The organism is Microbacterium resistens (genome assembly GCF_031456305.1).
Lineage (GTDB): Bacteria > Actinomycetota > Actinomycetes > Actinomycetales > Microbacteriaceae > Microbacterium > Microbacterium resistens_A.
This window is the reverse complement of the sequence record NZ_JAVDUM010000003.1, coordinates 169,848-183,073: the sequence shown is the minus strand read 5'-3', so window position 1 is coordinate 183,073 and position 13,226 is coordinate 169,848. Positions and strand designations below refer to the sequence as shown.

The following is a 13,226-nucleotide window of genomic DNA, read 5'->3' as shown; positions in this document are numbered from 1 at the left end:
CTCGCGGCGTCCGAACGCGCGGGGAGCGAGTCCACGGTGCCGGCCGGGTCCACGGCGCAAGCCGAGTCCACGGTGCCCGCCGGTGACGCCGCACTGCGCGAGGCGATGCATCGCGTGCGGGCCGAGGTTGACAAGGCCGTGGTCGGCCAGGCGGGGACCGTCACCGGGCTCCTGGTCGCCCTGCTCGCGCGCGGCCACGTCCTGCTGGAGGGTGTGCCCGGCGTCGCGAAGACGCTCGTGGTCCGCGCGTTCTCGCGCGCCCTCGGCCTGGACACCAAGCGGGTGCAGTTCACGCCCGACCTGATGCCGGGCGACGTCACCGGCTCCCTGGTCTACGACGCGCGGTCCGGCGAGTTCGACTTCCGTCCCGGCCCCGTCTTCACGAACATCCTGCTCGCGGACGAGATCAACCGCACACCGCCGAAGACGCAGGCGGCGCTCCTGGAGGCGATGGAGGAGCGTCAGGTCTCCTCCGACGGCGAGAGCAGGCCGTTGCCGGATCCCTTCCTCGTCGCCGCGACCCAGAATCCCATCGAGCACGAGGGCACCTACTCGCTGCCGGAGGCGCAGCTGGACCGCTTCCTCATGAAGCTCGTCGTGGGGATGCCGGAGCGCGACGCCGAGGTCTCGGTGCTGCGCCGTCACGCCGACGGCTTCTCGCCGCGCGAGCTCACCTCCCTCCGCCCCGTCGTCAGCGGGGAGGAGATCCTCGCCGCGCAGCGCGCCGCCGCGGGCGTCGAGGTGACCAACGACGTCCTCGGCTACGTCGTGGACCTCGCGAGGGCCACGCGCCAGGCGCCGTCCGTGCAGCTGGGCGCGAGCCCGCGCGCCTCGACCGCGCTGCTCGCGGCCGCGAAGGCCTGGGCCTGGCTGAACGGCTCGACCGCGGTCACGCCCGACCACGTGCAGACGATGCTCGTGCCGACCTGGCGCCATCGCCTTCGCCTGCGGCCCGATGCGGAGATGGAGGGCGTCTCCGCCGACGCCGTGCTGTCCTCCGTCCTCCAGCAGACCCGGGTGCCGATCTAGGTGTTCCTCTCCGGCCGTCTCGTCCTCCTCGTCGCCCTCGGCGTCGTGCCCGTCGTGCTGCTCACGAGTGCCGGGACATCGCCGTGGATCACCCTCCCCCTGTGGCTCCTGGCCTGCACCCTGCTCGTCGTGCTCGACGTCCTGCTCGCGGCGTCCATCGCCCGGCTGCGGATCACCAGGGACGTGCCGGCACGCGTGCGGCTCGGCGAGCGGACGGAGGTCGCGGTGGCCGTGCACAACATCGGCGCGCGGCGGCTGCGGGGTCTGCTCCGCGATGCCTGGCAGCCGACCGCGGGGGCGCCCGAGCAGCGGGAGCGGCTCGACGTCCCGCCCGGGGAGCGACGTCGCGTCCTGATCCCGTTGCGTCCGAGGCGCCGTGGCGAGCTGGAGAGCGCGTTCGTCGCGATCAGGGCGTACGGCCCCCTCGGCCTCGCCGGGCGTCAGGGCCGCCATGGCGTCCGCGGCGCGATCCGGGTCCTTCCCCCGTTCGCCTCGCGTCGTCATCTGCCGTCGCGGCTGGCGCGGCTCCGCGAGCTCGACGGCAACACCAGCCTGCAGGTCCGCGGACAGGGGACGGAGTTCGACTCGCTGCGCGAGTACGTCCGCGGCGACGACGTGCGCTCGATCGACTGGCGCGCCACGGCCCGCGCAGGGACGACGATGCTTCGGACCTGGCGCCCGGAGCGGGACAGGCATGTCGTCATCCTCGTGGACACGGGCAGGACGGCCGCCGCGCGCGTGGGCGACGGGACCCGGCTGGACGCGTCCTACGAGGCGTCGCTCCTGCTGGCGGCCCTCGCCCAGCGCGCGGGCGACCATGTGCACCTGCTCCTGTTCGACCGGGTGATCCGCGGACGGGTCAGCGGCGTCGACGGGCCGGGACTGCTGCCGGCGATGTCGGATGCGATGGCGCCCGTCCACGCCAGACTCGTCGACACCGACTGGGGCGCCGCCTTCGCGGCCGTGCGGACGGTGACCACCCGTCCCTCCCTGATCGTCGCGCTGACCTCCCAGGACGCGCCGGAGAGCGCCCGCGGTTTCCTCGGCGCCTTCCCCGTCGCCTCCCGCGCGACGACGATCCTCGTCGGATCCGCGACCGACGTGTCGATCGCGTCGCTCGCCCGCGAGCGCGACACCCGCGAGGAGATCTATCTCGCCGCCGCGGCCGAGCGAACCCTCCGCGACGCCGCCGCCGTCTCGGACGCGATCCGCCGTGCCGGAGGAGAGCCCCTGGCCGCGGATCCGGACGACCTGCCCCCGCGGATCGCCGACCGCTATCTCGAGCTCAAGGCCGCCGGCCGGCTCTGATCCGCCCCTGCCCCGGCCCGCCGGTCGGCCAACCGGGTCCGTTCTGTCGGACCGATCCACTCCTGTCGGCCCGAAATCCCTGAACGGGCCGACGGACATGGAACGGGCCGACCGAGCGACACGGTCGGCGACGCGCCGATCCTCTTGTTCCGAATGATTCAGAATAAGTTACCCTGGATGCATGGCGCTCACGGATGTCGACCTCACCGGAGCCGACCGGCTCCGGGCGGCCGGCCTCCGCGTCACCGTGCAGAGGCTGGAGGTCATGGCCGCGCTGCGGTCCCGGCCCCATGCCTCGGCCGAGACGGTGTTCGCGGCCGTCCGCACCGAGCTGAGCGGCATCGCCCTCCCCACGGTGCACGGCATCCTCGGCGACCTCACGGCCGCGGGGATCGTCCGGCGGGTGAGCCTGCCCGATGCGGCGAGCGCCCTGTACGAGCTGCAGCACGTGGATGACAACCATCACCACATCCAATGCGTCTCCTGCGGCCGGGTGGAGGACGTCGCCTGCGCGGTCGGCGTCGCCCCCTGCCTGCACCCGAACCACGATCACGGCATGCGCATCCTCGAGGCCACCGTGACGTTCAGAGCCCTCTGCCACGAATGTGAAAGGAATGGGAAATGACGGACACCTCCGCAACCACCACGCAAACCGGGACTCCGGTCGCGAGCGACGCACACTCGCTCACGGTCGGCGCCGACGGCATCACCGCGCTGCACGATCGCTATCTCGTCGAGAAGCTGGCGTCGTTCAACCGCGAACGGGTGCCTGAGCGCAACCCCCACGCCAAGGGCGGCGGCGCCTTCGGGGAGTTCGAGGTCACCGAGGACGTCTCCGCATACACCCGTGCCGCGGTCTTCCAGCCGGGCGCCAAGGCCGAGGTCCTCCTCCGCTTCTCGTCCGTCGCCGGGGAGCAGGGCTCGCCGGACACCTGGCGCGATGTGCGGGGCTTCGCGCTCCGCTTCTACACGGGCGAGGGCAACCTCGACATCGTCGGCAACAACACCCCCACCTTCTTCCTTCGGGACGGCATGAAGTTCCCGGACTTCATCCACTCGCAGAAGCGTCTCGGCGCCTCCGGGCTCCGCAACGCCGACATGCAGTGGGACTTCTGGACGCTCTCGCCGGAGTCCGCGCACCAGGTCACCTACCTCATGGGCGACCGCGGGCTCTCGCGCAGCTGGCGTCATGTCAACGGCTACGGCTCGCACACCTACCAGTGGGTCAACGCCGCCGGCGAGCGCTTCTGGGTGAAGTACCACTTCATGAGCAGGCAGGGCGTCGAGCCGATGTTCGCGGACGAGGCGGCGCGCATCGCCGGGGAGGACGCGGACTTCTACCGCCGCGACCTGTTCGACGCGATCGAGGGCGGCGACTTCCCGGCCTGGGACGTCTACGTGCAGATCATGCCCTACGAGGAGGCGAAGACCTATCGCTTCAACCCGTTCGACCTCACCAAGACCTGGTCGAAGGCGGACTACCCGCGCATCAAGGTCGGCACGTTCACGCTGAACCGGAACCCGCGCAACTTCTTCGCCGAGATCGAGCAGGCGGCCTTCTCGCCGGGCAACCAGGTCCCCGGAACCGGGATCTCGCCGGACAAGATGCTCATGGCGCGCGTGTTCGCCTACGCCGACGCGCAGCGCTACCGCATCGGTGCGAACTACAACCAGCTCCCGGTGAACCAGCCCCACGCGGCCGAGGTGAGCAACTACATGCACGAGGGCCAGATGCAGTACCACTTCAACGGCCCCGAGCACCGCGTGTACACGCCGAACTCGTACGGGCCCGCCGGCGGGCCCGTGGCCGATCCGTCCCGCGGCGTCGAGGCGAGCTGGGAGTCGGACGGCGAGCTCGTCCGCACCGCCTACACGCTGCGCGCGGACGACGACGACTTCGGGCAGGCCGGGACGCTCTACCGCGAGGTCTTCAGCGACGAGCAGCGCGAGCGCTTCGTCGAGACCCTCGCCGGGCAGTACGCCGGCCTCACCGTCCCCCAGATCCAGGAGCGCTTCTTCTGGTACTGGGGCCAGGTGGACGCAGGACTCGCCGACGCGATCCGCGCGAAGGTCGGCGCCTGACGCGGCACCGTTCCTGAGGACCGGAGGGGGTCGGATGCTTCGGCATCCGACCCCCTCCGGCGTGCCCCCTCGCGAGCGCCCGGCGGACGCTGAAGGATTGGGGCGGCGGACATCCGTCCGTCATCGCCATCCCTCCCCCCGATTCATCGAGAGAATGAGGACCCCATGAGCGAATCCCCCACCGCCGGGCGTGCACCGTCCCCCGGCGCGAAGCTCGTCGCCGAGGCCTTCGGCACCTTCCTGCTCGTCTTCGGCGGCGTCGGCACCGCGGTCTTCGCGTCCAACCACTTCACCGAGCCCGGCACGGCGTCCGCCGTCTACCTCTCCGTCGCGTTCGCCTTCGGCCTCACCGTCGTCGTGGGCGCCTACGCCTTCGGGCCGCTCTCGGGCGGCCACTTCAACCCGGCGGTGACGCTCGGCGTCGCGGCCGCCGGCCGCATGCCGTGGAAGGACGTGGGCGGCTACATCATCGCCCAGGTCGTCGGGGGCGCTGTGGCCACCACCGTCCTCACCCTCGTCGGGACCTTCGGGCCGGAGGGCTGGCTCGCCCGCGCGCAGGACGCGGGCTTCGCCAGCAACGGCTGGGACACGCACTCCCCCGGCGGCTTCGGGATGTTCGCCGCGATCATCGTCGAGGTCGTGCTGACCGCGATCTTCCTGTTCGTGATCCTCGGCACCACGCACCCGGTGCGGGGAACGCGGTTCGCCGGGCTCGCGATCGGCCTCACCCTGACCCTCATCCACCTCATCAGCATCCCGGTCGACAACACCTCGGTGAACCCCGCCCGATCGATCGCCACCGCGATCTATGGCGGGATCGGCCCGTTGTCGCAGCTGTGGGTCTTCCTCGTCTTCCCGATCGTCGGGGCGCTCATCGCGGGTCTCACCTACCGAGCCCTCTTCGACAGCAGCGTCCAGAGCGTCGCCGCCGAATAACGCCCCCTCCTCAAAGCCGCACTGCCCGGTCGCGCTGCCGAGTCGCGCTGCGGTTTCCCGCTCCCGCGCCGGAAATCTGCGCAGCGCGAGCAGAGACATGCAGCGCGAAGCAGATTTCGGGCGCGGGAGCAGGAACTGGCGGCGCGAGATCAGTCAGGGGTCAGGACGCGGCGAGGGTGGGCGTGCCCGCGTCGAACTCGACGAGGTCCCCGGTCTCTCCCCGACGGGCGGCACGCCCCCCGATGACGATCATGTAGACCAGGAAGATCGCGAGGGCGGCAACGCCGATCCCGATCTTGATCGGCCACGGCAGGGACCACCCCGTGACGAAACCCTCGATGAGCCCGGCGAGGGCGAGGGCGAAGACGAGCCCCAGCGCGATCGTCGCCAGCGATCGACCCTCGGCGGCGAGAGAGGCGCTCCGGGTGCGCGCCCCTGGCGCGACCCACGCCCAGAACACGTGCAGCCCCGCGGCGGCCGCGACGAAGACGCAGGTGAGCTCCAGGAGACCGTGCGGGAGCAGATAGAGCACCATCACGTCGCCGCGACCGTGCGAGAACATGACGGCTGCCGAGATCCCGAGGCCCACGGCGTTCTGCACGATGATGTACACGGGCCAGATCCCGGTCACCCCGAACACCACGCACTGCGCGGTGATCCAGGCGTTGTTCGTCCAGACCATGCCGGCGAACACCGCCGCCGGGTTCTCGGTGTAGTAGCCCGTGAAATCCTCCTCGGCGTACTGGGCGAGGAGATCGGCGGGGCCGAGGGTCGCGACCAACGCCGGGTCTGAGCTGATCCACGCCGCCATCCCGGCGATGATCGCGAGGGTCACGAGGGCGACGACCAGAGTCGTCCAGCGCACGCGGTACAGCGCGGCGGGCAGTTGCAGGGCGAAGAAGCGTCCGGTCTGCGCGAGCACGTTGTCCCCGGCCCCGGTCAGCCGCAACCGCGCGCGGGCGAGGATCGTCGAGACGTGGGCGCTCTGCGGCGAGCTCCCCACCGAGGTCTTCAGATCCGCGAGGTCCGCGGAGGCGGCGCGGTAGCGCAGGATGAGCTCGTCCACCCCCGCGCCGTCGAGCCGTGCGCGGGAGAGCGCGTCGAGCCGCTCCCACTCGGCACGGCGGGCATCGGCCAGGGCATCGGCATCCACCTGATTTACTGTACTCATGTCCGATCGCCCGACCGCCGATGACGAGATGCTCTCCGGCGAGGCCGTGGCGATCGACGTCCAGCCGGTCGGGTTCTTCCTCCGGGTGCTGGGCGCACTGATCGACGTGCTCCTCTCGGTCGCCGTCATGATCGCCTTCGTGCTCGTCCGCCTCTGGACGGACGGGCTCATCGCCGATCTCGCCATCAACCGCATCCTGACGGTCCTGTCCGCCGTCATCGCCTTCGTGGTCCTGCCCTGCACGATCGAGGTCGCCACCCACGGCCGGAGCCTGGGGAAACTCGCGGTCGGTGGCCGGATCGTCCGGATCGACGGTGGCGCGACCGGGTTCCGCCACGCCGTCATCCGCGCCCTCGTCGGCATACTGGAGATCTACATGACCTTCGGAGCGATCGCGATCCTCACCGGAGCGTTCTCCGCGCGGTCTCAGCGGCTGGGCGACCTGCTCGCCGGGACGTACAGCCAGCGGGTGCGGACCCCTCGGCTCGCCGTCCACGCACCGGTGATGCCGCCGATGCTGGCGGACTGGGCGCTGATCGCGGACGTCGCGCGCATGCCGGATCGGCTCGCCCGCCGCATCTCGCAGTTCCTCCAGCATGCGGACCGCATGCTCCCCCAGGCGCGGCAGCGCGTGGCGGCCGATCTCCTGGGCGAGGCCCGTGCCTATATCTCGCCGATCCCCGCGGCGCCGGACGAGATGATCCTGGTGGCCGCGACCACCCTGCGCCGCGAACGCGAGACGCGCGCACTGCGGATCACGGATGCGCGTGCGGAGAAGCTCACCCGCACGCGCATCCGCGTCTGAGCGCCGCCCTCGCCGGGCGTCCGTCCGGGGTCAGGCCCGGAGCGTCTCGTGCCGGATCACGATCCAGCCGGCAGGCACCGACAGGCGATCCGTGTGGACCGCGCAGAGGTCGTGCGCATGGAGATCGCTCTCCGCACCGAGCGGGCCCAGAGCGGCCATCTGATCGCCGTAGTCGTAGGTGAGAGTGGCCACGGCCTCACGCGCGCAGCCGACCTTGGAGCAGAGTCGTCCGTACATATCGTCGTCAGCCTAGGCGCGGCAAGAGAGCGGGCACGGACGCCGCGCGGCGATGCGCCTAGACTGACGGCATGCACCGTCGTCGGCAGCCCCCGCCGGACGTCGTCGCCCCTCGGCGCGGCGCCCGTCACGGTCGTCACGGACGCCTCGGACGCAGCGCTGTGGTCCGCCCGCCGCTGCCCCCGCTGGAGGGGCGCCTGGACCGGTTCGACCTCTCCGTGAGCACGGCCGTGGAGTTCCTCCGCGCGACCTGGCCGGAGCTCAGGGACGTCCGCTTCGACATCGCCGCGATGCCCTCCTCGGAGGACTCCGATGGCATGCCCCGGTGGCACGTCGACGCCGCCGGGCGCCGGATCACCCTGTACCGCGTGCCCATCGAACGGCTCCTCGTCCCGGGGCACGACGACGATCTGCACCGCCGCATCGCGATCGAGGGTGCCGTGTTCCGCGCCGCGGCGGAGTACTCGGGCAGGGATCCCTGGGATCTGGGGCCGTCAGGCCACCGCGATCACTGATAGACGGCGATCTCGGGGGACGTCGTGAGGGCGGGCCACACCGGGTAGCCGGCGATCTGCCCCGTGCCCAGGTAGCCGAGAGCGGCTCGGACGGGCTGATCCGTCTCCAGCGTGTAGACGGTCCCCGCGGTGACGTTCGCGATCGTCGAGCCGTCCGCCGGCACCGTGAGCTGCTGCGGGGTCCCGCCACCGGTCGGGGTGAGCGTCACCCGTGCCTCCACCGCACCCGCGTTGCGCACCTGCAGCTGCGGCTGCGGCCCCTCGGCCACGGCGAAGGTCGTCGCCGAGCTGATCTCGGGCGCGGGCGTCATCCAGGCGAAGTCGGCGCCCTTGCCGAGGCTCGTGGTCTGCCAGGCACCCGCCACGACCGGCGTCGTCGAGGTGACATCGATGCTGTAGAACCCGGGCTTGAGGCCCGACATGTCGACCTCCGCGGGCTGCCCGGCGGTGAGCGAGACGGTCTTCTCCTCACCGACGGTCGCGCCCCCGTCGGCATTGCGCGCCTGGAGCCGCACGGTCCCGTCGGCGCTCGGCGCCAGCAGCCGGACGAGCGTCGAGACGCCCTCCCCCGTTGCGGGCAGCACGACGCGGACGCCGAGCAGCGCCTGGGACGTCTCCGCATGCGCGATACCGTCCTGGAGGTCGATCCCCGCGGGGTCGAGCGTGCGGATCAGGCTCGACTGGAGGGCCGCCCGCACCGGGGACCCGCTCGATGTGATCTGGACCACGGGGCTCGTCTCCCCCGCGGCACCCGCCGCCAGCGGCAGGGAACGCTGGGTCTTCGGCGGGACGATGAGGTCGCTGCTCCGCTTCTCGCCCTGCTGCCCGTAGAACGTGAAGGAGACCGTCGCCGGGACCTGGCCGGGGTTCGCGATCAGCAGGATGTCGTTGGAGCCGGCAGCGCCCGCCCCGCCCACGATCCATGACTGCATGCTCGCCGGCCGGCATGCGGCGGCGGCGAACCCGGACAGGTCGTCCGCGGCGATCGTCAGCGAGGAGGCGGCGGCGGCCTGGGCGACCGCCCGATCCGAGGGAGGTGCGACATACATCGGTGCGGTCGTGGCATCGGCGACGTCGGCGATCGCCAGCTCGGACGGCTGGATGCTCGAGCCGGCCGCGGCACCAGCGGTGAGGGCCGGAGCGCCGGCGACGGTCATCTGACCGGCGTTCTGCGCATCGCGGCCGAGGGCGCGGAACGGGCCGGCGCAGGTCAGCAGGGTGTCTCCGGGGACGGGCGTGATCGAGGTCCGCGCGGGTTCGTGCACGATCCCCGGGATGGCTGCGGGAACGGCGACGACCACTCCGGCGACGCAGGCAGCGGAGACCAGAAGGCCTCCGATGAGCCGTGCTCCCGTTGCGGCGACGCGCACGGCGGTCGGCTTCGTCATCGGTCGCCCTCCTTCTCCCGGTCGACGCCGTCTTCCCGGTGACGATCACCCTCATCGGGCGACGCATCCTCCCCGGTCGATCCGGACGTCTGCGGCGTCTCGTCCTGCGGGGCCTCGTCCTGCGGAGTCCCGTCCTGAGCGACCTCGCCCTGCGGGGTCTCGTCCTGAGGGGCATCGCTCTGAGCGGCCTCCTCCTGAGGGACCTTGTGAGCCTCCTGCGCGGCCGGGGACTCCGGCGACACATCAGGGGTCACCGGAGACGTCTCAGAGGCCTCTCGCGGCTGTGCCGTCTCAGAGGCCTCTCCCGTGCCGGCCTCATCGACGGCCGTGCCAGTCGCGATCACGGCCGCACCGGCAGCCGCACCACCGGCCACGACACTGGCCGCGACATTGGCCGAGCCCGCACCATTGGCCGAGGACGCAGCGTCGGCGGCGTCCGGCTTCGCCTTGCCCTCGTCGCGACGAGGCTTCCGCCCCGTCCCGCCCTTCGGCGCCTTGGCCGGCTTCTCGGGCCTCGTCCGCTCCCGCGGCGCCCGGGGCTCGCGCTCGGCGACGAGCCCGACGGCACGGGGAAGCCCGCGGGCGGCGCGACGCGACGCCCTGGTCGGGATCGCCAGCAGCAGCGCGGCGAGGAGGACGACGAGCTCGAGGACGATGAACAGGCGCGCCGTGTTGTGCTGGGCCATGCCCGGCTCCGCACGCGGCGCAGGCTCCGCCTCCAGACGCCAGAGCACGCCCTTCGCGGTCTCACCGACGCGGACGAAGCCCGCGCGCTGGTCGAGGGCGGTCACCGCGCCGAACCGGCGATCTCGTGCCGCGTCGCTCTCCTCGCCCTGCGTGGAGTCGAGGAGGACGTAGCGGATGCCGAGCTGGGAGAGCGCGCCAGGCGCGTCGAAGTCGCGCGCGGAGATCAGGTCCACCGTCAGCTCGGCGACGCCGTCGTCGCGGGGTGTCGTCGCGGTGCTCAGGATCGTCGCCTGTGCGCCGAGGGTCGCGCTCGCCCCCCACACCACCTGGGTGCCGAGGCCGCCGTCCTGCTGCGGCGTGAGCACGAGGGTTCCGAGGTCCCGGTCATCCCTGGCCTGCGCGTTCACATAGGCGGGGAGGGTGCTGAGCGGCCCGTTGGTCAGCGTCGAGGCGTCCCTGGCGACGGCGGTGAGCGACGGCACCGCGCAGACCGCGATCGCGAGGGCGACGACGATCGCGGCCACACGACGCAGCACCACGAGGGTCAGCACGCTGTCCAGCGTCACCAGCGCCGCGCCGACCGCGCCGATCCAGGCGAGGCTCAGGGCCGTCCCCGGCCAGATCGCGACCGCCTGGGACTGGGTGAAGCTCACGACGACCCCGACCGCGGCGAAGGCGGTGGCGAGTCCCGTCGCGGCGACGACGACGGAGAGGATTCCGGCGCTCCACCGAGGGGCGACCGGGGCGAGCAGCGCGAGGATCCCCAGCGGCGCGAGGAGCCACGGGACCCAGGGCGCAGGCGTCCCCAGCATGGCCGCCCATCCCGCGTCGTCCGCGGTGGGGATGCCCGAGGCCAGGGCGAGACGGCCGGCCGCGTCCGCGCCGGCCTGCGGAAGGACGGAGATCGCCCCGGGGTCCGCGAGGAGGGACCAGGGGCTGCCGTTGGCGATCTGCCACATCACGAGCGGGGCGAAGACCACCGCCGCCGGGATCAGGGTCCAGAGCATCCGGACGGCCCCGCGCACCGAGCGCCGGGCGAGGAGGATCACGATCGCCAGGAGCCAGAGGAGCACGAGCGCCGGGGCGAGGGACGGCGCGCACGCGAGCACGGCCGCGGCCAGCAGAGATGCGGCGCCGGCGGCGCCCCAGGACCGATGCGCGACCACGGCCGCGAAGAACAGCCAGGGCAGGAGCAGATGGGCGATGACCGCGGCGGGACGGCCCTGTGCGAGCGCGATGACGAACGTCGGCGCCAGCGCCCAGGCCGCGGCGGCGAAGATGCGCAGCGCCGGACGATCCGTGAGCCTCGTCGCGGCGAACCAGCCGCCCAGCGCCGCCAGCGGGAGGGCTGCGACCCAGAGCAGGACGAGGGCGAACGAGGGCGCGGCGGGCCACAGCGACCCGAGGACGGCGAGCACGCCGGCGAAGGGATCGGCGGGGCCGAACACGTCGACGCCGAGACCTCTCATGCCGTAGGCGGCGTCGCGCCAGAGCGCGGCGACGGTCTGGCGCATCGGAAGGAGCGCACCGCCGCCGAGGGCCGGCCACGCCAGCAGCGCGGTGAACGAGACCACGCTCACGATGAGCGCGGCCAGGACCGCCCAGGCGCCGCCGCCGGAGAAGAACCCGAGCTCCTGCACGGCTCCACCCTCGGCGCCGTGCCCGTCGTCGAGGCGCTGGCGGAGCTGCGTCCTGGTCACGCGCAACGGCGCGATGCTCGCCCATGATGCGGTCCGCCCGGCACGGATGCCCCGACGGGACTGTGCGACGGCCCCGCCGCTCACCATCGAGACGGCCGCGGCGCCCCATTCCGGCGCGACGGCGGCCGGGCGCTTCCCGATCAGATGGGTGATCGAGCGCCACAGCGCGAGCGGGAGGAGGGAGAGCCAGTGGAAGGGGACGGCGAGGGCGGGCGCATAGCTCAGCCGACGATGCAGCTGCGCCCTTCGCGCGGCGAAGGCGTAGCCGGCCGTCGTCTCGTCCGTGTGCCCGACCACCGCGACGCGCGCGGTCGCGGTGAGCACGACGCGACCGCCCGAGAGGCGCGCACGGACACCGAGGTCCAGCCCCTCGTCGGCGCCGCCGAGCCCCGGATCCGGGCGCAGCGCCTCGCGGTTCTCCGCACGGATCAGCACGCCGCGGACATCGGCGCCGAGAGCGTCGTCCTGCCCGTCGTGCTGCCCCTGGTCGAGCTCCCCGCGAGCCGGGTCGATCGCACGGCCGTATCGGGTCATGCTCTGCCCGAAGGAGACGATCCTGGTCGAGTCCTCGGCGTCGATGAGCTTGGGGGCGGCGAGCGCGGCCGACGGCGAGCGCTCGAGCGCTCCGACGAGGTGTTCCAGCGCCTCCGGCTCCGGGACGGTCTCGTCGGTGAGGATCCACGCCGAGGAGCCGTTCTGCAGCCGTGGAGCCGCCAGCGCGACGGCGGCGGCGAGCGTGGCGTTCGCCCTGGTCTCGACGACGGCCTCGGCAGCTGCCGCCACGGCCGCGCTCCCGCGGAACGGCGCGGACGAGCCGCGCACGACGATGGTGAGCGCGTCCGGGGGCAGGGTCTGCGCGGAGAGCGCGTCGAGGGCACGCTGCACCCGCGCGACGGAGGGCGCACTCGATCGGGTGACGAGGATGGCGTGTACTCGGGCAGGCATGACGTGGTCAGCCTAAGCGGCGAGGGGCGCCTTCGCCGGTTGCGGACGGGCGCGTCGAGGATTCATCCGCGCCCTGTCGGCCGCTCTCAGCTGGCTCGGCGCTTCAGCTTGCGGCGCTCACGCTCGGACAGGCCGCCCCAGATCCCGAAGCGCTCGTCGTTGTTCAGCGCGTACTCGAGGCACTCGCCGCGCACATCGCAGGATGTGCAGATCCGCTTGGCGTCACGGGTGGATCCGCCCTTCTCCGGGAAGAACGCCTCGGGGTCCGTCTGCGCGCACAGCGCATCGGTCTGCCAGGCGAGCGCGTTCTCCTCCTCCGCGGAGGGGCGGCGAACGCCGGGGACACCGAGGTTCACCGGATCGACGTACCAGTCCTCGGGGACCTCGGAACGGTATCCGGTCATGTCTTGCCCTCCCCTTCCG

12 protein-coding genes are annotated in these 13,226 nt (G+C 72.4%); 7 read left to right on the top strand and 5 right to left on the bottom strand.

The window, feature by feature from the left end:
* Positions 1–105: 105 nt before the first annotated feature.
* The 5 genes from J2Y69_RS04710 to aqpZ all read left to right on the top strand — a co-directional run bounded on the left by J2Y69_RS04710 (position 106) and on the right by aqpZ (position 5,355).
* The gene (locus tag J2Y69_RS04710; protein ID WP_310018316.1) at positions 106–1,029 is read left to right on the top strand and encodes an AAA family ATPase; all 924 of its coding nucleotides are present in this window, start codon (positions 106–108) and stop codon (positions 1,027–1,029) included.
* Positions 1,030–2,337, top strand: a complete 1,308-nt coding sequence (locus tag J2Y69_RS04705) for a DUF58 domain-containing protein (RefSeq protein WP_310018075.1) — start codon at positions 1,030–1,032, stop codon at positions 2,335–2,337.
* A 181-nt stretch (positions 2,338–2,518) separates the two neighbouring features.
* Positions 2,519–2,962, top strand: coding sequence for a Fur family transcriptional regulator (locus J2Y69_RS04700; RefSeq protein ID WP_310018074.1), 444 nt, complete (start codon positions 2,519–2,521; stop codon positions 2,960–2,962).
* On the top strand, positions 2,959–4,419 hold the full coding sequence (locus J2Y69_RS04695; RefSeq protein ID WP_310018073.1) for a catalase: 1,461 nt from the start codon (positions 2,959–2,961) through the stop codon (positions 4,417–4,419). The genes J2Y69_RS04700 and J2Y69_RS04695 overlap by 4 nt, the downstream gene beginning before the upstream one ends.
* Positions 4,420–4,584: 165 nt before the next feature.
* Positions 4,585–5,355 carry an aquaporin Z gene (aqpZ, locus tag J2Y69_RS04690; RefSeq protein WP_310018072.1) on the top strand — a complete coding sequence of 257 codons (771 nt, stop codon included), beginning with the start codon at positions 4,585–4,587 and terminating at the stop codon, positions 5,353–5,355.
* 160 nt (positions 5,356–5,515) lie between these two features.
* Here aqpZ and J2Y69_RS04685 read toward each other — a convergent pair whose 3' ends face one another.
* Positions 5,516–6,508, bottom strand: a complete 993-nt coding sequence (locus J2Y69_RS04685) for a stage II sporulation protein M (protein ID WP_310018071.1) — start codon at positions 6,506–6,508, stop codon at positions 5,516–5,518.
* Between the two features lie 16 nt (positions 6,509–6,524).
* Here J2Y69_RS04685 and J2Y69_RS04680 point away from each other — a divergent pair, with 16 nt between their 5' ends.
* The gene (locus J2Y69_RS04680) at positions 6,525–7,331 is read left to right on the top strand and encodes an RDD family protein (RefSeq protein WP_310018070.1); all 807 of its coding nucleotides are present in this window, start codon (positions 6,525–6,527) and stop codon (positions 7,329–7,331) included.
* A 30-nt stretch (positions 7,332–7,361) separates the two neighbouring features.
* Here the strand turns inward: J2Y69_RS04680 and J2Y69_RS04675 are convergent, their stop codons facing one another.
* Positions 7,362–7,568, bottom strand: a complete 207-nt coding sequence (locus J2Y69_RS04675; protein ID WP_310018069.1) for a DUF3499 family protein — start codon at positions 7,566–7,568, stop codon at positions 7,362–7,364.
* 71 nt (positions 7,569–7,639) lie between these two features.
* On the opposite strand from J2Y69_RS04675, the gene J2Y69_RS04670 reads away from it, so the two are divergent.
* On the top strand, positions 7,640–8,083 hold the full coding sequence (locus J2Y69_RS04670; protein ID WP_310018068.1) for a hypothetical protein: 444 nt from the start codon (positions 7,640–7,642) through the stop codon (positions 8,081–8,083).
* On the opposite strand, the gene J2Y69_RS04665 is transcribed toward J2Y69_RS04670, so the two are convergent.
* From J2Y69_RS04665 to J2Y69_RS04655, 3 genes are all read right to left on the bottom strand, one after another.
* On the bottom strand, positions 8,077–9,471 hold the full coding sequence (locus tag J2Y69_RS04665; RefSeq protein ID WP_310018066.1) for a DUF5719 family protein: 1,395 nt from the start codon (positions 9,469–9,471) through the stop codon (positions 8,077–8,079). The two genes, J2Y69_RS04670 and J2Y69_RS04665, sit on opposite strands and share 7 nt — an antisense overlap.
* The gene (locus tag J2Y69_RS04660) at positions 9,468–12,803 is read right to left on the bottom strand and encodes a glycosyltransferase (protein WP_310018065.1); all 3,336 of its coding nucleotides are present in this window, start codon (positions 12,801–12,803) and stop codon (positions 9,468–9,470) included. The genes J2Y69_RS04665 and J2Y69_RS04660 overlap by 4 nt, the downstream gene beginning before the upstream one ends.
* An 86-nt stretch (positions 12,804–12,889) precedes the next feature.
* Positions 12,890–13,207: a WhiB family transcriptional regulator gene (locus J2Y69_RS04655; RefSeq protein ID WP_310018063.1), complete on the bottom strand. Its 318-nt coding sequence runs from the start codon at positions 13,205–13,207 to the stop codon at positions 12,890–12,892.
* Positions 13,208–13,226 lie beyond the last annotated feature (19 nt).